The following is a 20,507-nucleotide window of genomic DNA, read 5'->3' as shown; positions in this document are numbered from 1 at the left end:
AACACTGCTTACTTTCATTTGTTCAGCTTGAGCTAATAATTAGCCCATAATAAATAATGTGCTAACATGGCTTTCTAATTAAGTTGTAAAATAAATTATTATGATGTTACAAAACCTTTCTATTACTCAAAAAATAACAGCCCTTGGCAGTAGTATTGCTATCTTTGTTGCCGCACTAATAGGCCTAACCTCGTTATACAGTTCAGAAGATATTATTGAACAACGTATGATTGAGTCTGAACTTCCAAGTAAGCTGCAAACTATCAGTAACCATATTGGTGGTGAAATAAACGCACTCATTGGTGCTGCTGAACAATTATCGTCAAATGAATTCATTTTACAATGGTCGCAAACTAATACTAAAAATGATGCTGTCTTACTTAAAGAATTAAACCGTTTAGTCACGCAGTACAATTTAGCAACCGCGTCTTGGGCAAATAGAGACACAGCTCAATATTGGAACCAAAATGGCTTTTTGCGCGTATTAAAAAATGATACTGCTGATGGCTGGTTTTTTGCATTTAAACAATCGAAAAAACCATACTCAATAAGTATTTACCAAGAGTCTGCAAATGATGTAAAAATGTTTATAAATCATCAACAGCCTAATGGAACAGGCTTAGCTGGCCTTGCTAAAAGTATTACTGAGATGCAAAAGCTATTGCAGCAATTTAAAATTGAACAAACTGGTTTTGTATTTATTGCAGATAAAAGTGGTTTAATTCAGCTGCATAAAGATTCAAGTAAAGTAGCAAAAGTTAATATTGATGAATTATTTACAGCTGACATACATAACCAGCTATTAAGCAGTTATGGCTTTGTATTAAAAGAAATAAACTTAAATGGTGAGCCAACCCTCGTGGCGGCAACACCAATCAAAAACACCGATTTATATGTTGTAGCCCAAGTGCCAAAAAGTGAAGTATTCGCAAGCGTAAATACCCTGCAATGGCAAATTTTTACTTTTACATTAATCATTGCATTAGTTGCTAGCCTAATTAGTTACTTACTTGCTCGATCGCTCTCATCACCTTTATCTAAAATGGCAGAACTATTTTCACGCTTGGGTTCTGGTGATGCTAATCTTGCTTATAGATTACCTGAATCAAGCCAACCAGAGCTTAATAACTTAAGTGCTGGTTTTAATCAGTTTATCGAAAAAATAGAAATTGCTATTCAGCAAGTCGCGAATGAAAGCCATGACATAAGAAAAAGTTCAGATCATGTTTTTGAACAAGCTAAACGCAATTCACTCGCAATCGATAGTCAAAAAGAACAAACGATCTCGGTTGCTGCTGCAATAAACCAAATGGGTGCAACGGTACAGGAAATAGCACAAAGTGCGGCAAACACAGCAAAACTCACTGATAGCAGCCGTGAAAAAACTATACAAAGCCATCAGCAAGTTGTTCAAAGTCAGACAACTATTTCTGCTCTTGCGAGTGATATAGATGGCATTACAGAGCAAGTTACCCTGTTGTCTAAAAAAACAATTGATATTGCTAACATTATTGATGCAATCAGAAGCATTTCTGAACAAACTAATTTATTAGCATTGAACGCAGCTATTGAATCGGCTCGTGCTGGAGAGCATGGTCGCGGGTTTGCTGTTGTTGCCGACGAAGTGCGCGCACTAGCAAACCGTACTTCTCAGTCAACAAATGAAATTCAGTCAATGATAGAAGAGCTAACACAGATTTCTGATGATGTAGTTAACGATATTAGCCAATCAAAAGATAAAGCGCAGCAAAGCGTAGGGGCAATGCAAAACTCAGTAGAGTTACTCAATACGATAACCGAAACTGCAAACCAAATAAACGATATGGCCACACTTATAGCCACAGCAACAGAGCAGCAAAGCAATGTAGTTGCCGATGTAGGACGTAATATTGAGCAAATAAGTGAAATTAGTGATAAAGCAATGAGCGAGCAAATTAATACAGAGCAAGCCATTCGTGATTTAGCAAATAGCGCTCAAACTCTTGATGAGCTTGTCGATACATTTGAAAAGCATCGTTAAGTGGTTTGGCACTGCTATTACGAACAAGCTAGCATTAACTGCAGTTAATGCTAGCTTGTTCGTAGAGGTGAAGTTTTAATTACGATGAATAAAATTAATTAAAGTTTATATTTACAGCGATTTAGTCTTGTTAATATCCACTTTTTTAAAATTGAGAACATATGCCTCTTTTCTAACTTTTGTCAGTTTTTTAATCTGATGCTCCAACTTACTCGCATCACTTTTACTGCCCACTTTTTGTTGGTGGATAAGCAGTAAAGGGCCTTTCCCTCTGAGGTTTTTGGCCCCTTTACCCACTTGATGTGTAGCAAAGCGTTTTTCTACATTTGTTGTAATACCCGTGTACCAATGCCCAAAGCGAGTCTGCACGATGTACAAATACCAAATAGAATCCCTTTTTACATTACAAGATTCAATATGATGTAAACTTTTTTCATTATTAATGGTCAAAATATTACCTTAACGCCCTTAACAAAAAACAATTGCTAAAAGGGTTTTACCTTCAGTGACTAATCGGTATCATGCAGATTATAAAAAATAAGGATCACAACTAACAATGCAGTCGTTAAAAACTTTTTCCCTTTGGCTTATCGTTGCACTAACACTCAGTACAACAGCGGGTTGTTCTAGCTGGGTATACAGAATCAACATCCCTCAAGGTAATTTTTTAGAGCAATCTGATGTTGAAAAGCTTCGTGTTAGTATGACTCGAGAGCAAGTTATTTACGTTTTAGGCCGTCCAATTGCCGAGGATGCTTTTGATAACAATACATGGCGTTACGTTTATAGCTTCAATAAAGGCCGTAAAAACGAGCAACACAAATCTTTAGTTATTAAATTTGAAAACGAAAAACTAGTATCTATTTCGGGCGATTATGATCAGCCAGAAAATTTCAACACACCGCTAGAGCAATAAAAAAGCGAGTTGTGCGTTAATAAAAAAGGTGAGCCGTGCTCACCTTTTTTATTTCTACGTTAACGTTCTAATGGACGCCCACCTGTTACTTTGTTTGCTCGCCCTTCTTCCTTTGCTTTTTCAGCGCGTTTTCTACGGGCATCTTTAGGATCTGCAATTAATGGGCGATAAATTTCAACTCTATCACCATTTTTAAGTTCTTGATTTAATTTTACCGTTCGATTCCAAACGCCTAGAGTTAATGAAGTAGCCTCTATTTCTGGACATTTTTCTATAATGCCAGATTGGATAACAGCTTGCTCTGCTGTCGTCCCCTCTGGTACTTCAAGTGATAAACACGTCGCCATGGTTGGTAATGCAAATACCACCTCAACATTAATCATACTCGCGCTCCATAAACCTGCTTGGCACGTTGAGTAAATGCACTCACCATGTTTTTGGCAACATCGTTAAATATTTTACCAAAAGCAAGTTCGATTAATTTGCTTGAAAATTCAAACTCTAGCTCTAAATAAACTTTACATGCTTTAGCATCAAGTGCTTGAAAGTGCCAACGACCCTGCAGCATTTTAAATGGCCCATCCACTAGGCGCAGTAACACGGTTTGTTCATCAACAAAGGTGTTTTCGGTGGTAAACCACTTTTTTATACCCGCCTTAGATATTTCTAAACTCGCGGTCATGTTATTATCATGCTGTGAAACAATTTTTGAGTCTGAGCAATTTGGTAAAAACTGTGAATAAGCTTCTACATCATTAACTAGATCAAACATCTCTTTAGTGCTGTACATAACCAGCGCACTTTTTTCTATTTGTGGCATACTCACTCCCAACTGTGTGGGCGAATTTTAGCAAGCTTTGTGCGTTTCCCCAAATTTTCATACAGCTTAAATAAAAGCTTAATTTTTAAAAGCATTATTAAAAAATCGATGTAAAACATCTCACATTACGTATATTATAGGGCACTATGGCTAAGAAAAATTCATCAAAATCGACAAGTAATACCATCGCGCTAAACAAAAAAGCGCGACATGAGTATTTTTTACACGATAAGTTTGAAGCGGGTGTCGAACTCCAAGGCTGGGAAGTTAAAAGTATCCGAGCTGGAAAAGTAAACATCACCGAAACTTATATTCACCTTAAAAATGGCGAAGCATTTTTACTTGGCGCGCAAATCCAGCCACTTAATAGTGCATCAACCCACGTAATTTGCGATCCGTTACGTTATCGTAAATTACTATTAAGCAGACGCGAACTTGACCGTCTACTCGGAGCAACAGAGAGAGATGGTTATTCATTAATTGCTACTGCTATGTACTGGAAGAAATGTTGGGTAAAACTTGAATTTCATCTAGCAAAAGGTAAAAAGCTACATGACAAACGAGACGACGGGAAAAACAAAGATTGGTCTCGCGAAAAAGAACGCTTAATGAAGCACAAAGTATAATAAAAATGCCTAACCTTGTTAGGCATTTTATTTGATATGGATAACCTCCCCGTAGTAAACAGATCTCAAGCAGCTATTTAAAATGTTAACTCTGTTGAGCTTAATAGCAATAAAGTTGCGAGCGTCACGTAAATTCGCTTTGATAAATCTAGGCAAGAATTTTTATATTTAGTTGTTCTAAATAAAAAATTTTAACAACGCCATAGAGTTATTTAATTCGTTAAATTGTTCAAATATTTATGCCGGTTAGTATTGTCACGGCGCAAAGTTTATAACCTCGTAGACTCAAAAAGCCGAGCAGCATAAGCTCTACCTTAGCTAAAAACCAAACCTTTGATGAAAATTCAACCTAAAAAGATAAGCAAGCCCTAATTTCCCAAGAAATAAATTATTACAAATTAGTTTTATCTTCATTACTTACTTTTTCAGCCTAATTTAACAAGACAAGAAATATCAAATACAGCTCCTATTTACGCCCAGTTTGGCCTCAAGCAAAAATATATAAAAATTAATATACAAAAACTCTTTAAAATTCATAATCAAAAGCTAAAAAAGTAGAGCGAATTCAAGTTACTGGTTCTCGTATTAAGCGAACTGATATTGAAGGGCCTTCTCCTGTGCAATCAATCGGTAGAGCTGAAATCGAAAACATGGGTTACGATAACTTACAACAGCTTCTAGAAAGAATGCCTGTGGCAGGTAGCGGTACTTTTTCAACCCGCGGAAATAATCAAGATTCAACCGCTAACGGCTCAGCTGCAGTAAGCTTACGAGGCTTAGGTGCTGATGCAACACTGGTACTAATCAATGGTCGTCGTGTATCAATTAGTGCTTTTGCTGAAGGTATCACCAACTCATTTGTAGATATTAACAGTATTCCCGTTTCTGCTATTGAGCGCATCGATATACTAAAAGATGGCGCTTCAGCTATTTATGGCTCAGATGCAGTAGCCGGTGTAGTTAACGTTATTTTAAAGAAAGATATTGACGGCGTTGAGATTAATTTAGGCTATGGCGGTACAGATGGTCCAAATTATGAAGAGACAACAGCCAGCCTTGTTTGGGGTACTACGAGCGAAAAAAGTAGTGCATCCGTTATTATCGATTACTTTAAAAATACATCCCTTTCTTCTGATGAAATGGGCCGCCTAGGCACTGCAAACCAATCGCCTTATGGTGGTGAGGATTTCCGTTCATCTCGTGGTTTTCCTGGCTACTTTTATGTAGATGGTGTTAAAACTATCGATCCTGATTGTCCTGCTGAAAATGCAACTTCAAGTGGTAGCTGTTTATTTGATTACGGCCCATATGGCTATATTTCTCCAGCCTCTGAACGTATAGGCGCTATTTCACAATTTGAATACCGCTTTGATAACGGTATTACAGGCTTTTTAGAAATGGCTGTTCAGCATAATAGTTCTGTCGCTGCAGGAGCACCACTTGATGAAGATGCTGGCCTGACAGTGCCTGCTAGTCACCCTAACAATCCATTTGGTGAAGACATTCAAATTGGTCGTTACCGTACAGTTGATGCTGGTGCTCGCCAATGGGATATTGAGTCAGATACCTTATGCTTTGTTGCTGGGTTAAAAGGCGAAATAAACGATTGGAGCTGGGAAACAGCAGTACAAAAAGGTCGCAGTAAATCACTGCAAACTGGCGATCGCACACAAGGCTGGGTACGCACCGATTTTTTACAGCAAGAAATTGATGCCGGTAACTATAATCCATTTGGTGGCACATATAACGATCCTGCGGTAGTTGACACAATAACAACCAGCTTAGTACGTCGCGGTGAATCTCATATGACGTCTTTTGATGCCAATATAACTGGTGAAGCATTTAGTTTTGGTGGCGAAGCAGTAATGATGGCCGCGGGTATTGAATACCGTGAAGAAGATGTAAATGATATTCCTGATGATCAATTTCAACGCGGTTTGATATTTGGTACTGAATCAGTATCCGCTTCAGCAGATCGTGTTCAATACGCTGCATACGTTGAATTCTCAATCCCGCTTGCTGAAAACCTTGAATTGCAATTAGCTGGTCGTTACGCTGATTACAGCGACTTTGGTACTACAACGAATCCAAAAGTAGCTCTGCGCTGGGCACCGACTGATGAAGTAACCGTTCGAGGTTCATGGGCGCAAGGCTTTAGAGCGCCTTCATTAGCGCAAATAGGCTTAGGTCCGTCACAAAAGAGTCAATTTTTTGTTGATACGCAGCGCTGTGAACAAACTGGGTTAGATTGCCAAGCGCTGGATTACAATATTGAGTTCTCTGGTAACCCTGATTTACAAGCAGAAGAGTCAGAATCATGGAACGTGGGCGTTATATGGGCACCAACAGCCGAGTTTGGCTTAAGTGTTGATGTATGGAGTATTACCCAAGATAACAAAATAGATGAAGAAGAGTTTGGCCCTATTTACGCTGCAGAATGTGGCAGTCAAAGTAGTACCGTGTGTGTTCGTTTGGCCCCAACGGGCTGACGAATCCCCAAAACGTGACAGGCACAGCAATTTATGATCTTATGTAAATCACCACAACCCACATAAGTCACAACTGCTATGCCTGACACATCAGTTTGCCATAAGTACTTTAAACATGCATTAGCGCCATTCAATAATGCCAGAGTAAAAACATTACTAAGCTGCAGTAATACATTAATTTCGGGCAATAAACTTACCTTAACTGAAATCGGCAGAAATTTGTCTGGCGCTGTGGATGTAAAACATAAAATAAAACGCGTTGATCGCTTCTTAAAAAATACTCACCTCTACAATGAAAGGGTCGCTATCTATAAAGCATTAGCTCATCCTATTATCGACTCTTTACCAATGCTTGCAATTGCCGTTGACTGGAGCGGTGCCTGTGGTCACGACTATCACTTACTGCGAGCAAGCTTACTTGTGGATGGGCGCTCTATCGTGATTTATAACATGATTGTTGAGCAGAAGAATTTTGATAGCCCAGCAACCAACAGCCTGTTTTTAGATGAACTTTATGAAGTGCTTGGACGACATCCTAGTGTCTATATTGTAACAGACGGCGGCTTTCTTACGCCTTGGTATAGTAAAGTACGCGAACTTGGTTGGCATATGATAGGTCGATTAAGAGGCTCAATGAAGTGTAAACTAGCCATGCAATCACAATGGCATACATTAAAACAACTTAGGGCTGGTGCCAGCGATATACCAAAGGCGTTAGGTCAAGCAAGACTAACTCAGTCCAGCCCGACAGCATGCGATGCATTTTTACACGTATATCATGGAAAAAATAAAGGAAGAAAAGGAAAAAGCAGATTTACGAAAGATACAAAAATGTATCAAAACTTAGCGAAAGAGCCATGGTTACTCGCGACATCAGACAATACAATGACGAGTAAGCGAGTAGTTGGTTTATATAGTAAAAGAATGCAAATAGAGCAAAATTTCCGCGATGACAAAAGTTTGAGATATGGTTTTTCGTGGCGTTTTAGTAAAAGCACCGGCATAAATAGAATAGGAATATTATGCTTGATAGCCACAATAGCGAGCACTGCGTTATGGTTTATAGGGTGTGAAGCAGAAAAAAGAAAGTGGCATATAAAATTTCAAGCAAATAGTGTTAAGAATCGCCGAGTTCTTTCATTTTTAACCTTAGCCAAGCAAGTCATAAAGCTATGTAAGAGACGTATTACACAAAGCTATATAGAAAAAAGTTTAAAAAACTTTATTTCTAATTATCAAAAAGAGGCCGCTGGATAAAGTGGGGATCCCTCAGCCCAACGGGCTGACGAATCCCCAAAACGTGACAGGCACAGCAATTTATGATCTTATGTAAATCACCACAACCCACATAAGTCACAACTGCTATGCCTGACACATCAGTTTGCCATAAGTACTTTAAACATGCATTAGCGCCATTCAATAATGCCAGAGTAAAAACATTACTAAGCTGCAGTAATGCATTAATTTCGGGCAATAAACTTACCTTAACTGAAATCGGCAGAAATTTGTCTGGCGCTGTGGATGTAAAACATAAAATAAAACGCGTTGATCGCTTCTTAAAAAATACTCACCTCTACAATGAAAGGGTCGCTATCTATAAAGCATTAGCTCATCCTATTATCGACTCTTTACCAATGCTTGCAATTGCCGTTGACTGGAGCGGTGCCTGTGGTCACGACTATCACTTACTGCGAGCAAGCTTACTTGTGGATGGGCGCTCTATCGTGATTTATAACATGATTGTTGAGCAGAAGAATTTTGATAGCCCAGCAACCAACAGCCTGTTTTTAGATGAACTTTATGAAGTGCTTGGACGACATCCTAGTGTCTATATTGTAACAGACGGCGGCTTTCTTACGCCTTGGTATAGTAAAGTACGCGAACTTGGTTGGCATATGATAGGTCGATTAAGAGGCTCAATGAAGTGTAAACTAGCCATGCAATCACAATGGCATACATTAAAACAACTTAGGGCTGGTGCCAGCGATATACCAAAGGCGTTAGGTCAAGCAAGACTAACTCAGTCCAGCCCGACAGCATGCGATGCATTTTTACACGTATATCATGGAAAAAATAAAGGAAGAAAAGGAAAAAGCAGATTTACGAAAGATACAAAAATGTATCAAAACTTAGCGAAAGAGCCATGGTTACTCGCGACATCAGACAATACAATGACGAGTAAGCGAGTAGTTGGTTTATATAGTAAAAGAATGCAAATAGAGCAAAATTTCCGCGATGACAAAAGTTTGAGATATGGTTTTTCGTGGCGTTTTAGTAAAAGCACCGGCATAAATAGAATAGGAATATTATGCTTGATAGCCACAATAGCGAGCACTGCGTTATGGTTTATAGGGTGTGAAGCAGAAAAAAGAAAGTGGCATATAAAATTTCAAGCAAATAGTGTTAAGAATCGCCGAGTTCTTTCATTTTTAACCTTAGCCAAGCAAGTCATAAAGCTATGTAAGAGACGTATTACACAAAGCTATATAGAAAAAAGTTTAAAAAACTTTATTTCTAATTATCAAAAAGAGGCCGCTGGATAAAGTGGGGATCCCTCAGCCCAACGGGTGGTGCAAGCTTGGGCACAATACAAAAAATACACAGCACCTTCAAAAACTTATCATCGCAGGAAGTGTCTGGTGTTGATGTTTCAGCAAACTATAATCACTCTCTTGATGACTTAGGTTTACTTAAATTTAATCTAGAGTGGGCATATCAAGATAAATTTGAAAAAGATGGCCGTGATTACACGGGTGAATATGGTTACCCAGAGCACCGCTTTATTTTCTCAACTAACTGGGAAATTGGCGACTTTAACACTAACGTAAATATCAGTTATGTGGGTGAATTTGAAGATACACCTGATATCGACTTTGATGGTAATTTAGATTTTGATAGTAATACATCGCGTATGATAGATTCACAAACGCTTGTGGATTTACAAACATCGTACCGTATTACTGAATCAGCTAAAATATCTTTAGGTGTTAATAACTTATTTGATGAAGAGCCACCATTTGCTATTGGTGATGGCGATTTATATGGTTATGCGTCAGGTGTGCACAACCCTCGTGGCCGTTACCTGTATACTAAAGTAAGCTTCTCCTTCTAAGTAAAGACACAAAAAAAACCGCCAATTGGCGGTTTTTTATTTAAAACTAAGGGCTAAATTATAGCTCGCCTTCGTTTTCAGATAAGAACTTTGCAACGCCTTCAGGGCTTGCGTCCATACCTTTTTTACCTTCAGTCCAACCAGCAGGACATACTTCACCGTGTTCAGTATGGAACGCTAGTGCGTCAACCATACGAAGCATTTCATCGATGTTGCGACCTAGTGGTAAATCGTTCACTACTTGGTGACGTACATTGCCTTCTTCGTCGATTAAGAATGACCCACGAAACGCAACACCCGCTTCAGGATGCTCAACGTCATATGCTTTACAAATTTCGTGTTTAACATCTGCAACTAGTGCGTATTGAACTTTACCAATACCGCCATCTGCTACAGCAGTGTTACGCCATGCGTTATGTGAGAATTGTGAATCGATAGAAACACCAATAACTTCTACGCCACGCTTTTGGAACTCTTCAAAACGCTTATCAAATGCAATAAGTTCTGAAGGACACACAAACGTGAAATCTAGTGGGTAAAAGAAGATAACTGCTTTTTTACCTTTGATTGTTTCATGAAGGTTATAGCTATCTACAATTTCACCGTTACCAAGAACAGCTGCAGCGGTAAAGTCTGGTGCCTGGCGGCCTACTAATACACCCATTTTATTCTCCAAATATTTTGAGTTTGTTTTCAATTGCTTTCGCAATGCTGGTACTTATATGGGCGCTAAAAATTAAAAACCAATAGCGCATACATATAATTAATTGGCATTCTAAATTTTTTAGTTTAAAAAGAACAATCGTATTTAGCGATGTGAGCAATCGAAAATAACGAACACTTACAACTTGCACTAATCTGCTTGAATAATAGATCTCATTTTGAGGTGTAAATTGCGTTGTAATTAGATAGTATTTTTAGCGTTACTGAAGAAGGGTTAATACATTAAATTGTTTAAAAAAAACATATAATGTGGTATGAATTTTTACAGATAAAAAAACCTGCAAATGCAGGTTTTTCGTTTAGATTTAATCCATTATATCCGAAGGCATATCACCTCGAATATTCTGCCAAATTTCACCCGTTTGATGACCATACTTACGCATCATAGAAATAGCGCCATCATGCTCTTTATTTTCAGCCAGTATAGTTAAATCTTTATAAAACTGACGGGCAAGCTCTCGTGTTCCTGCATCTGAAAAGTAATGACAACCAATCTTTGAATAAAACCCTCTAAAACCGTTAAGAATTAATACATAAATACGGTTATTACCAGCAACTGCTAATTCGTGATGAACTTTATAATCGTAATCAGCAAATGCCTGTGCAGTATCTTCTAATTCATGGCTTTGTGATAAAATTTCAATAACGCGCTCTGGATTCAACTTAATAGCGGCACGCGTATAAATAGCACTAATATTCGTTCTTGCCGATAAAAGCTGATCTGTCAGCTCAGGCATTTTATCTTCATCAAGGCGTGCTAACGTTTCAAGAATATTTAAACCAGACGTTTCCCAAAAATTATTAACTCGTGTCGGTTTACCGTGCTGGATAGTCAACCAACCATCGCGAGCTAAACGCTGTAGTACTTCTCGTAAAGTTGTTCTTGTGACACCAATTAACTCTGAGAGCTCTCGCTCGGCAGGTAGAATTGAACCTGGAGGGAAATCGCCATTCCAAATAGACTCAACTATATATTCTTCAGCAAATCCTGCTGGGCTTTTCGCTTTAAAAATTCTCATTCAATTCCCACTCGAAGTAATCTACAACTTATCGTCTTACACGAATAACTGACTGATTGTACCAGAGGAAGCACAACTAACAAGTAAAGTAAGGCATATTAGTTCAACCAAATGAGTAGAAATTTAATATTTATAAATAATTAAATTTTGATTTTTCTATTTTAGCTACAGTGTATATAAATATAGGCCACATTCACATTAGGTACATTGTTATCACTCGCATATTTTTGTTTACACAAAGCTTTAGCTGAATTAACTTAACGGGCACTAGCTATACATATAAGTACAATAAAAAGGAACACCTATGCAGCAGAGTGTTTTAACTGCAACATTTAAGAATTTTTTAGGTAATGCGCCACAATGGTATAAATATACGATCATTACGTTTCTAATTATTAACCCTATCCTTTTTCAACTAAATCAATACGTGGCAGGCTGGGCGTTAGTATTAGAATTTATATTCACCTTGGCAATGGCACTTAAATGCTATCCACTGCAGCCTGGTGGCTTACTTGTCATTGAAGCCTTATTTATAGGAATGACGACTGCAGGACAAGTTGAACATGAAATAGCACAAAACTTAGATGTAATTTTGCTGTTGATTTTTATGGTCGCCGGCATTTACTTCATGAAAGATTTATTACTCTACATTTTTACGAAACTAGTCGTGTCAGTCAGAAGTAAATCTATTTTATCTTTAGCGTTTACTCTTGCAGCTGCTTTTTTATCTGCATTTTTAGATGCATTAACAGTTATGGCAGTAGTCATTGCCGTTGCAATGGGATTTTACAGTATTTATCACAAAGTCGCGTCAGGAAAAGACTCCAACAGCGAACATGATATAAATGATGATAATCAAGTAAAAGAAGTTAATCGCCAAGAACTCGAAGAGTTTCGTGCTTTTTTACGTAACCTATTAATGCATGCATCTATTGGCACTGCACTCGGTGGTGTTTGTACTATGGTTGGTGAGCCTCAAAATTTAATTATTGCTGAGCGAGCGAGTTGGCAGTTTGGTGAGTTTTTCTTAAGAATGCTGCCTATCACCTTGCCTGTATTTTTTGCTGGTTTATTAACTACTTTTGTTCTGGAAAAAACAAAAGCCTTTGGGTATGGCGCTAAATTACCTAAAAAAATTCACACTATCTTAAAAAATCACGCTGAAGGGCTTGATAGTAAACGAACTAAACGCGATAAAGTTAACTTAACTATCCAAGCGTTCATTGCGGTATGGCTTATTGTCGGTTTAGCAATGCATTTAGCCGCTGTTGGGTTAATAGGTTTATCAGTGATTATATTGGCAACTGCCTCTGCCGGTATTATTGAAGAACATCAACTAGGAAAAGCATTTGAGGAAGCTCTGCCATTTACAGCGCTTTTATGTGTGTTTTTTGCCGTTGTTGCCGTTATTATAGACCAACACCTATTCACACCTGTTATTGCTTGGGTACTTACATTTGAAGGGCAATTACAATTAGTCATGTTCTTTATCGCCAATGGGTTACTCTCCATGGTAAGCGATAATGTATTTGTTGGTACTGTGTATATAAACGAAGTTGCAGCGGCACTGAAATCTGGGGAAATTACCCGTGATCAATTCGACCTTTTAGCTGTTGCTATTAATACAGGTACCAATTTACCAAGTGTTGCGACTCCAAACGGTCAAGCTGCATTTTTATTTTTGCTTACATCAACACTTGCCCCAGTACTGCGTTTGTCCTATGGGAGAATGGTTTACATGGCATTACCATATACAATCGTGTTAACTACTATAGGGCTTACCTTTACTTACATAAGTTTAAGCGATATGACCGAACTAATGTATCAATGGGGCTGGATAGATCATCATGTAGCGACCATAGGGGCTGCATCAAGTAGTCACTAATCTCATCTTAAAAAAGCTACTTCGGTAGCTTTTCTTTCCTTTTTGTTGCTGCGTACTTTATCCTACGCCATAATATATCGTCTTATTTAAGCGTGGAATTTTTATGAACTGGCTTGCACAATTACCGACTCAACGTACCCCGTGGATTTTATTCACCGTTATTGTTTTTTTACTTGAAGTAACCGCCCTTTTCTTTCAATACAAAATGGGGTTAGCACCTTGCATAATGTGTATTTATCAACGTACCGCAGTACTAGGGTTACTTAGCGCTGGTATTATTGGCTCAATTAAACCGCAAAACAAAGTAGTCAGAATAGCGGCTTACTTAACTTGGGGCGTATCAAGTGTTTGGGGATACCTGATTGCTCAAGAACATATAGATATGCAAACCACCACAGACCCTTTTGCTTTTAGCTGTGAATTTGAACCTAATTTCCCATCATTTTTGCCATTGCATGAGTGGATCCCTAGCTTTTTTCAGGCAACTGGTGATTGTGGAAATATAGACTGGCAATTTTTGGGTTTGAGTATGCCCGCTTGGATGGAAATCATATTTGGACTATTTGCTAGTGTATTTTTTATAGTGATTAGTAGTCGTTTACTTTTTAAAAGATCGGTTTAATTAGTATGTTTACTTTTTTTCGAGTCAAATTATAGAATTAAAACATTTAAAAGTACGCGAAAGGCAAGCCGTTATAGCCCTATCGCTAGGTCTGATTTCACCTACTGAACGCGTGTTATTACGTATAATAAAGCTTATATTGTTAAGCCCACTGTTTTTAATATTTACCCTATTTGAAGGCTGGGTAGTTATACCATTTTTAATGCTTGGTGTACTTTGTTATCCATTATTAACTACGCCTATCGAAATTAATTTTGCCAAAAAAATCTTAATAAAGCATTAAAAGAATATGATCAGGGCGCTTAGAAGCGCCCTAACCCACTTATAATGTTATTTTATCTTTTAGCTTAGTTATTAACTTTTTTCCTACACCTTTCACTTTCGCTAAATCGTTTACTTCAGTGAACTCTCCATTTGCTTCCCTATAATCAACTATTGCTTGTGCTTTTTTCTTCCCTATTCCTGGTAGCTTAGCGAGCATACTCGCATCAGCATCATTAATACTTACAACATCATATTTAGGCATTTCTTTGACCACATCAACTACCTGTGAAAACGCTGCAGTAGTCGGGAGCAAACATAATATACTTATGAATAAGAGTTTTTGTAAAAGACGCATTTATTTTCCTTATTGTACTTTCGAATTATTAAATTTTGCTCAGGAAATAGTAAAATAAAAATAGCTCATTATATAAAATCACCTAAACACATGATCACTATTATCCGAAATCCTAAAATGCAGCTGGTACAACAAGTGATTTATTAAATAAAGTAAAGTTACAGTTTTTTGTCAAATCTTAAATAAACTAAAAATTAATATCAGATACTTGCAAATTACACCACAAACCATTACTGTACATAAAAACAGTAATCTAATGGTTTTCATAAACCACATTGCCACGCAAGCTTGCAGGAGAAATCATGGCTGTTGTTGTTAAATATGTTGTAGAACGAAACGGAGTCGAGCGCATGACGTTTACTACTAAAAAAGAAGCTGATGCTTATGACAAAATGCTCGATATTGCTGAGTCGCTTGAGCTAATGTTAGAAAAGGTAGATGTGCCATTGAGCGAGCAACAAATAGAGTCGCTTGCTTTAGAAATAGCCAAGAGTAAAGAAGACTTTATGACTATATTAAAAGGTGGCAAAGACCCAGTTGTCACCAAAGTCCCAACAAAAACTAAAAAGTCAGATAACGTTGCATCAACTGAAGACAACAACGATAAAAAAGCAAGTTAACTAGCCGTTTGCTCCCTATTGGACAGGGCAAGATCATACTTAACTTGATTATTACTTCGAATCTGTGATCAAATCGCCTTTTTCTCAAAGGCGATTAACATGTCATTCATCAACCATTTCAACGACATTCAAGATACTCGTTCACACATCAACAAAAAACATGAATTGCTGGATGTTATATTCCTTACAGTCACTGCGATTATTTCAGGTGCTGAAGGGTGGAAGGATATTAAGCAATTCGGTGACAGTAAACTGACTTGGTTACGTAAGTTTCGTTCATTTGAAAATGGTATTCCTGTCGATGATACGATTGCTCGTATCATTAGCTCACTGGCCCCTGAAGCTTTATTAGCTTGTTTTGTTTCTTGGGTTAATGAGCTTAGAGATGCGAATAATCAAAGCGTCATTACCTTTGACGGTAAAACACTTCGCCATTCTTATGATGGTGATAAAAAAACAGCTATTCACAGTGTTTCAGCTTATGCAGTTGAACAGGGCCTAGTACTAGCACAATGCAAATCAAAAAGTAAGAAGAATGAAGTATCAACAGTGATGGCACTTATTGAATTACTTGAGCTTAAAGGCAATATCATCACAGCAGACGCGATGCATTGTTTAAAGAAAGTGACGAAAGCCGTCAGCAAGAAAGACGGAGACTATTTGCTGCAAGTGAAGAATAACCAAGGAAAATTGAACAAAGAAATTCAAGCCTACTATCACAAAGTCAGACGAGAGCAGCCATCACTCATCCAGCAAAATAGCCATGAAACAGTAAATGATGGGCATGGTCGAATAGAGCAGCGCACTTACACTCAACTGTTGGTGACAGATTGGCTTGAGCAGCGCCACGGTTGGGTCAATTTCAACTCCATAGTCGAGGTAGTACGACAGCGTTATGTTGGTGATAGTCATACAATGGAAACGAGTTATTACATCAGCTCGCTAGGGATAAACCCAGAGCAAGTAGCCAAGTCTATTCGCCAGCATTGGGGAATAGAAAACTCAGCACACTGGGTATTAGATATGACATTTAAAGAAGACGATTCACGTATTCGTCGAGGTGATGCCCCCGAGAATATGGCGACCTTTAGACGATTTGCGATGAACTTAGCGAAATTAAGCGCGATAAAAGACAGTATGAAAGGTAAGTTGAAACAGGCTGCTTGGTCAGATGAGGTAAGAGAGCAGCTTATTTTAGGATAAATAACGCTCAAGTATGATTTTGCCCTGCCCTATTGGATGAGTTAAGCTAAATAAAAAAGGGAGCAACTAAGTTGCTCCCTTTTTTATTGCTTACCACTTATTTTAAAATAGGTGGTAATTGCTATTTAAAGCTCTTTCTCTACTTCATCAAATAAAGCAGTGATGTTTTGCTCTGGCTCTTTTGTTACTAAGCTAATAACAACAATTGCGATACAAGATAAAATAAAACCAGGTACAATTTCATACATAAAGCTACTTAAGCTTTCGCCATTAATAGTAAATGGGCCATAAATCCAAATTAGCACAGTAAATGCACCCACTAACATACCCGATAATGCACCGGCAAAGTTCATGCGTTTCCAATAAAGGCTAAATAAAACCAATGGTCCAAACGCGGCGCCAAAGCCTGCCCAAGCATTACTTACTAAATCTAAAATAGAGCTATCTCTGTCGTAAGCTAAGTAAATGGCAAACATAGCAACTATAGCAACACTGATACGGCCAACAGCCACTAGCTCTTTATCGCTCGCCTCTTTACGCAAAAATGTTTTGTGAAAATCTTCTGTTAGTGAACTTGAACTCACTAGTAACTGAGATGAGATTGTGCTCATAATTGCAGCTAATATAGCGGCAAGTAAAAAGCCTGCTATTAGTGGATGAAATAAAAGCTCTGAAAGCACTAAGAAAATAGTCTCTGGGTCTTTGACCGTAATATTATTTTCGTATGTGTAAGCGGCGCCAAAAATACCAGTAGCAACTGCACCAACAGCAGCAACAATCATCCAAGTCATACCTATACGACGCGCTGTGGGCATCTCCTTCACACTACGAACAGACATAAAGCGCACAATAATATGAGGCTGTCCAAAGTATCCCAACCCCCAAGCCATTGCTGAAATAATCCCTAAAGTAGACCCTGCACCTATCCAATTAAGCATTTCGGGGTTTACACTATGTAAAGTGGACTCTAAAGGCTGTTCTAAAAGTGAGTAGGTTACACAAGGCACTAAAATTAGTGCGATGAACATAATACAACCTTGAACAAAGTCAGTTAAGCTGACGGCTAAAAAACCACCAAACAAAGTATATAAAACAACAACACCTGTAGTGATATACAAACCCATCTCATAACTTAGCCCAAATGAGCTTTCAAATAATTTACCGCCGGCAACAACACCAGAAGAGGTATAAAGCGTAAAGAAAACAATAATAACTACTGCAGATACAACGCGTAGTAAGTTAGATTTGTCGTTAAAACGATTTGAAAAATAATCTGGAATAGTAATCGAGTCATTTGCTTTTTCTGTATAAACTCTGAGTCTTGGAGCTACTAAAAAATAGTTTAACCAAGCACCTGCGATCAAACCAATCGCTATCCATGTACTGCTAAATCCACTTACAAACATTGCACCGGGCAAGCCCATTAAAATCCAACCACTCATGTCAGATGCGCCAGCAGATAATGCAGCGACACTGGGGGAAAGGTTTCGCCCACCTAACATGTAACCAGAGACATCGCTTGTAGATTGTTTATATGCATATAGTCCGATACCTAGCATTACAACAAAATATAACGCCAGTGAAATAATCATTCCTGTTTCCAAATTAGCCTCCGCACATTTAATAATACCAAGCTTTTAATCCGAATATTGACTCTTAAAATTTTATAATAAAGACAGCATTGAGGTAAAAGCATTCCAGCCGACTATATCATGCCTAATATGGAAATCTCCAACTTGTTACCTTTTCCTAGTTTAAAAATATTCATGCTGCACACTTTTAGAACAACACTATGTAAACTCACAAAATAAAACAGATAAACCCTCTTATTTTTAATGATAATTTATTAATCATGCAAATATACGTAATGCTATTTTGAATGTTTTCCAATATATTATTACAATACCTGCTGACTTTACTCATACGGAATTGTTTATGTACTTTTATGCCGCACGCCAACCGATTTTAAATCGTGAAAAAGAACTCATTGGTTATGAGCTTTTATTTCGCGATGGCGTCGATAATGTGTTTCCCGATATAGATGGTGACGAAGCGACAACACGTTTAATAGAAGGCAGTCAATTCAACTTTGGTTTAGAAGATTTAACTGATAATAAGCCCGCTTATATAAACTTTACGTTGGATACGTTATCAAAAGGTTATCCAACACTACTGGGTAAAGATACAATTGTGGTTGAAATACTTGAAACAGTTCAACCCGGGAAGCGCTTATTAGCAATTGTTAAAGACCTAAAAGATAAAGGGTATACTATTGCACTTGACGATTACATTCATCAGCCTGTGTGGCGTCACTTTTATCCATTTATAGACATCATTAAAATTGATTTCTTAACATGTGATACAACTACAATAAAAAACGTTATTGACGATATAAAACAACATTCTCATATTAAATTACTTGCCGAAAAAGTTGAAACGTATGAAATGTATAGCTTGGCATTAGAACTCGGTTTTGATTATTTTCAGGGATTCTTCTTTTCAAAACCCGAGATGGTGCAAAGTAAAGCATTGCCACCATCAGAGATGGCATTAGCTGAATTACTGTATGAAACCTCAAGTATTGAAATAGATCTTAAAAAAATCACTAATGTATTTGAGCGTGATGTAAATCTATCTTATAAGCTTCTTAGGTATTCAAACTCTGCTGCCTTTGCAAGGCGTGCTGAAATCAGTACAATTAAGCAGGCACTTATTGTGCTTGGCGCTAGCGAAATTAAAAAGCTCTTATCATTACTTTTTGCTGCGCAAGTATCTGCAGATAAGCCCGTTGAATTAATCAAATTATCCTTAACCCGAGCACGTTTTGGTGAATTACTCGCTATTTCTCATGGCCAATTTAAAGATACTGGCATGGCTTTTTTAACCGGTATGATGTCTCTAATGGATGCTATTTTAGATGAGAGTATGGAAAGCGTAATGCAGAAATTACCTTTATCTAACGAAATAAAAGCAGCATTACTCGATAACGAAGGTTTATTGGCACAATACCTAAACCTAGTTAAGTATTATGAGCAAGCAAACTGGTCAGCTGCCAACGACATAACTACAGAACTAAACCTTGGTGAAAAAGTACCTGATGCCTACCATGAAGCGCTAGCTTGGGTCGATGAGCAAATGCATTTAATGATTCACGAATAATAACAACGCCAGCATTTAGCTGGCGTTTTTGTTTGCTGGTGTTGGGTTATAAGCTTTCTAAAAAGTCTTCATCAAAATCAGCGGGCTCTTCTTTGATTGGCGGGTTACCATCGTATAGTTCATAAATTTGACGCTGGAAATAAATATCTTTCACAAACAAGTATGGATCAAGTGAATCATTTAATAGCCCCTCTTGAGGGATTAATGAGGCGCGCGCTTCCACTGCCTTTAAAACAAACACTAGAATAGTTTGTGGAGTCGTTAATGCTACCTCAGGTAGTACAAAGTTATCGACGACATCACCCGTTAAGTTACGCACTGTTTTTGGCCCCATAGCAGGCAGCATTAAATAAGCGCCATCGCCCACCCCCACACACCCAAGGTCTGTCCAAAGTCTTCATCTACAACTTCAAGGCCTAATGAGCTGGCAACATCAAACAAACCAAATATGCCAACAGTAGAATTAACTAAAAAACGCGCAAGGCTAACACTTGCATTACCCGGCTTACCTTGCAGGCCGGCATTTATCATATCTACAGGAGCCGTTATATTGTCGGTAAAATGGACAACGCTCTGGCGTACAAGTACAGGTGTAACTGTCATGTAACCAACTGCTGCGGGGCGCAACAAGTATGCATCTAGTACATCCATATTAAAGTCATATAATGGACGAT

General features: G+C 38.0%; 17 protein-coding genes and 4 pseudogenes. 13 read left to right on the top strand and 8 right to left on the bottom strand.

Annotated features, from left to right (window positions below; all coding sequences use genetic code 11):
- Nucleotides 1–100 precede the first annotated feature (100 nt).
- Nucleotides 101–2,020: a methyl-accepting chemotaxis protein gene (locus tag P4S71_RS13960; RefSeq protein ID WP_033023841.1), complete on the top strand. Its 1,920-nt coding sequence runs from the start codon at nucleotides 101–103 to the stop codon at nucleotides 2,018–2,020.
- A gap of 111 nt (nucleotides 2,021–2,131) precedes the next feature.
- Here the strand turns inward: P4S71_RS13960 and P4S71_RS13955 are convergent, their stop codons facing one another.
- Nucleotides 2,132–2,470, bottom strand: coding sequence for a GIY-YIG nuclease family protein (locus tag P4S71_RS13955; protein WP_193371851.1), 339 nt, complete (start codon nucleotides 2,468–2,470; stop codon nucleotides 2,132–2,134).
- Nucleotides 2,471–2,576: 106 nt separating this feature from the next.
- Here P4S71_RS13955 and P4S71_RS13950 point away from each other — a divergent pair, with 106 nt between their 5' ends.
- Entirely contained in the window at nucleotides 2,577–2,936 is a 360-nt protein-coding gene (locus tag P4S71_RS13950) for an outer membrane protein assembly factor BamE (RefSeq protein ID WP_008135869.1), read from the top strand.
- A 59-nt stretch (nucleotides 2,937–2,995) separates the two neighbouring features.
- Here P4S71_RS13950 and P4S71_RS13945 read toward each other — a convergent pair whose 3' ends face one another.
- Entirely contained in the window at nucleotides 2,996–3,319 is a 324-nt protein-coding gene (locus P4S71_RS13945; RefSeq protein ID WP_007378641.1) for an RnfH family protein, read from the bottom strand.
- The gene (locus P4S71_RS13940) at nucleotides 3,316–3,756 is read right to left on the bottom strand and encodes a type II toxin-antitoxin system RatA family toxin (RefSeq protein ID WP_007378640.1); all 441 of its coding nucleotides are present in this window, start codon (nucleotides 3,754–3,756) and stop codon (nucleotides 3,316–3,318) included. The genes P4S71_RS13945 and P4S71_RS13940 overlap by 4 nt, the downstream gene beginning before the upstream one ends.
- Before the next feature lie 146 nt (nucleotides 3,757–3,902).
- Between P4S71_RS13940 and smpB the strand changes: the two genes are divergently transcribed.
- The 5 genes and pseudogenes from smpB to P4S71_RS13915 form a co-directional block, all read left to right on the top strand.
- Entirely contained in the window at nucleotides 3,903–4,382 is a 480-nt protein-coding gene (gene smpB / locus P4S71_RS13935) for an SsrA-binding protein SmpB (RefSeq protein ID WP_004335699.1), read from the top strand.
- Nucleotides 4,383–4,924: 542 nt separating this feature from the next.
- Nucleotides 4,925–6,868, top strand: a pseudogene (locus P4S71_RS13930) (TonB-dependent receptor plug domain-containing protein); the annotation flags it as partial.
- A gap of 81 nt (nucleotides 6,869–6,949) precedes the next feature.
- Nucleotides 6,950–8,128 (top strand): IS4 family transposase, encoded by a 1,179-nt coding sequence (locus P4S71_RS13925; RefSeq protein ID WP_337150857.1) that lies wholly within the window; start codon nucleotides 6,950–6,952, stop codon nucleotides 8,126–8,128.
- A gap of 107 nt (nucleotides 8,129–8,235) precedes the next feature.
- Nucleotides 8,236–9,414 carry an IS4 family transposase gene (locus tag P4S71_RS13920; RefSeq protein ID WP_050484169.1) on the top strand — a complete coding sequence of 393 codons (1,179 nt, stop codon included), beginning with the start codon at nucleotides 8,236–8,238 and terminating at the stop codon, nucleotides 9,412–9,414.
- Between the two features lie 11 nt (nucleotides 9,415–9,425).
- Nucleotides 9,426–9,983: pseudogene (locus P4S71_RS13915) on the top strand (TonB-dependent receptor domain-containing protein); the annotation flags it as partial.
- A gap of 58 nt (nucleotides 9,984–10,041) precedes the next feature.
- On the opposite strand, the gene P4S71_RS13910 reads toward P4S71_RS13915, so the two are convergent.
- Nucleotides 10,042–10,647 (bottom strand): peroxiredoxin, encoded by a 606-nt coding sequence (locus P4S71_RS13910; RefSeq protein ID WP_007378637.1) that lies wholly within the window; start codon nucleotides 10,645–10,647, stop codon nucleotides 10,042–10,044.
- A 364-nt stretch (nucleotides 10,648–11,011) separates the two neighbouring features.
- The gene (gene fadR, locus P4S71_RS13905; protein ID WP_007378635.1) at nucleotides 11,012–11,725 is read right to left on the bottom strand and encodes a fatty acid metabolism transcriptional regulator FadR; all 714 of its coding nucleotides are present in this window, start codon (nucleotides 11,723–11,725) and stop codon (nucleotides 11,012–11,014) included.
- 304 nt (nucleotides 11,726–12,029) lie between these two features.
- On the opposite strand from fadR, the gene nhaB reads away from it, so the two are divergent.
- From nhaB to P4S71_RS13890, 3 genes and pseudogenes are all read left to right on the top strand, one after another.
- Nucleotides 12,030–13,610, top strand: coding sequence for a sodium/proton antiporter NhaB (gene nhaB / locus P4S71_RS13900; protein ID WP_337150856.1), 1,581 nt, complete (start codon nucleotides 12,030–12,032; stop codon nucleotides 13,608–13,610).
- A gap of 103 nt (nucleotides 13,611–13,713) precedes the next feature.
- Nucleotides 13,714–14,232 (top strand): disulfide bond formation protein DsbB, encoded by a 519-nt coding sequence (gene dsbB, locus P4S71_RS13895; protein WP_033031451.1) that lies wholly within the window; start codon nucleotides 13,714–13,716, stop codon nucleotides 14,230–14,232.
- 28 nt (nucleotides 14,233–14,260) lie between these two features.
- A pseudogene (locus P4S71_RS13890) lies at nucleotides 14,261–14,538 on the top strand (DUF6170 family protein).
- 16 nt (nucleotides 14,539–14,554) lie between these two features.
- Here P4S71_RS13890 and P4S71_RS13885 read toward each other — a convergent pair.
- A complete protein-coding gene (locus P4S71_RS13885; RefSeq protein WP_007378631.1) occupies nucleotides 14,555–14,851 on the bottom strand; it encodes a ComEA family DNA-binding protein in 297 nt (98 codons plus the stop codon).
- A gap of 302 nt (nucleotides 14,852–15,153) precedes the next feature.
- On the opposite strand from P4S71_RS13885, the gene P4S71_RS13880 reads away from it, so the two are divergent.
- Both P4S71_RS13880 and P4S71_RS13875 read left to right on the top strand, forming a co-directional pair.
- On the top strand, nucleotides 15,154–15,471 hold the full coding sequence (locus P4S71_RS13880; protein ID WP_149606239.1) for a YebG family protein: 318 nt from the start codon (nucleotides 15,154–15,156) through the stop codon (nucleotides 15,469–15,471).
- 99 nt (nucleotides 15,472–15,570) lie between these two features.
- Nucleotides 15,571–16,674 carry an ISAs1 family transposase gene (locus P4S71_RS13875; protein ID WP_337150855.1) on the top strand — a complete coding sequence of 368 codons (1,104 nt, stop codon included), beginning with the start codon at nucleotides 15,571–15,573 and terminating at the stop codon, nucleotides 16,672–16,674.
- Between the two features lie 125 nt (nucleotides 16,675–16,799).
- On the opposite strand, the gene putP is transcribed toward P4S71_RS13875, so the two are convergent.
- Nucleotides 16,800–18,278: a sodium/proline symporter PutP gene (gene putP / locus P4S71_RS13870; RefSeq protein ID WP_337150854.1), complete on the bottom strand. Its 1,479-nt coding sequence runs from the start codon at nucleotides 18,276–18,278 to the stop codon at nucleotides 16,800–16,802.
- A gap of 331 nt (nucleotides 18,279–18,609) precedes the next feature.
- Between putP and P4S71_RS13865 the strand changes: the two genes are divergently transcribed.
- Entirely contained in the window at nucleotides 18,610–19,833 is a 1,224-nt protein-coding gene (locus tag P4S71_RS13865) for an EAL and HDOD domain-containing protein (protein WP_337150853.1), read from the top strand.
- 46 nt (nucleotides 19,834–19,879) lie between these two features.
- On the opposite strand, the pseudogene P4S71_RS13860 reads toward P4S71_RS13865, so the two are convergent.
- Nucleotides 19,880–20,484, bottom strand: a pseudogene (locus tag P4S71_RS13860) (MlaA family lipoprotein).
- Between the last annotated feature and the right edge of the window lie 23 nt (nucleotides 20,485–20,507).

The sequence above is a fragment of the Pseudoalteromonas sp. B62 genome (assembly GCF_037162565.1).
Lineage (GTDB): Bacteria > Pseudomonadota > Gammaproteobacteria > Enterobacterales > Alteromonadaceae > Pseudoalteromonas > Pseudoalteromonas fuliginea.
The sequence above is the reverse complement of the archived record's forward strand: the minus strand, read 5'-3'. Positions and strand labels throughout refer to the sequence as shown.

Coding starts and splice junctions, on each gene's coding strand:
- P4S71_RS13925 (WP_337150857.1), top strand. CDS start 6,950: ATGCCTGACACATCAGTTTGCCATAAGTACTTTAAACATGCATTAGCG.
- P4S71_RS13950 (WP_008135869.1), top strand. CDS start 2,577: ATGCAGTCGTTAAAAACTTTTTCCCTTTGGCTTATCGTTGCACTAACA.
- P4S71_RS13920 (WP_050484169.1), top strand. CDS start 8,236: ATGCCTGACACATCAGTTTGCCATAAGTACTTTAAACATGCATTAGCG.
- P4S71_RS13865 (WP_337150853.1), top strand. CDS start 18,610: ATGTACTTTTATGCCGCACGCCAACCGATTTTAAATCGTGAAAAAGAA.
- P4S71_RS13875 (WP_337150855.1), top strand. CDS start 15,571: ATGTCATTCATCAACCATTTCAACGACATTCAAGATACTCGTTCACAC.
- nhaB (WP_337150856.1), top strand. CDS start 12,030: ATGCAGCAGAGTGTTTTAACTGCAACATTTAAGAATTTTTTAGGTAAT.
- dsbB (WP_033031451.1), top strand. CDS start 13,714: ATGAACTGGCTTGCACAATTACCGACTCAACGTACCCCGTGGATTTTA.
- P4S71_RS13940 (WP_007378640.1), bottom strand. CDS start 3,756: ATGCCACAAATAGAAAAAAGTGCGCTGGTTATGTACAGCACTAAAGAG.
- P4S71_RS13960 (WP_033023841.1), top strand. CDS start 101: ATGATGTTACAAAACCTTTCTATTACTCAAAAAATAACAGCCCTTGGC.
- fadR (WP_007378635.1), bottom strand. CDS start 11,725: ATGAGAATTTTTAAAGCGAAAAGCCCAGCAGGATTTGCTGAAGAATAT.
- P4S71_RS13880 (WP_149606239.1), top strand. CDS start 15,154: ATGGCTGTTGTTGTTAAATATGTTGTAGAACGAAACGGAGTCGAGCGC.
- P4S71_RS13945 (WP_007378641.1), bottom strand. CDS start 3,319: ATGATTAATGTTGAGGTGGTATTTGCATTACCAACCATGGCGACGTGT.
- P4S71_RS13885 (WP_007378631.1), bottom strand. CDS start 14,851: ATGCGTCTTTTACAAAAACTCTTATTCATAAGTATATTATGTTTGCTC.
- P4S71_RS13910 (WP_007378637.1), bottom strand. CDS start 10,647: ATGGGTGTATTAGTAGGCCGCCAGGCACCAGACTTTACCGCTGCAGCT.
- smpB (WP_004335699.1), top strand. CDS start 3,903: ATGGCTAAGAAAAATTCATCAAAATCGACAAGTAATACCATCGCGCTA.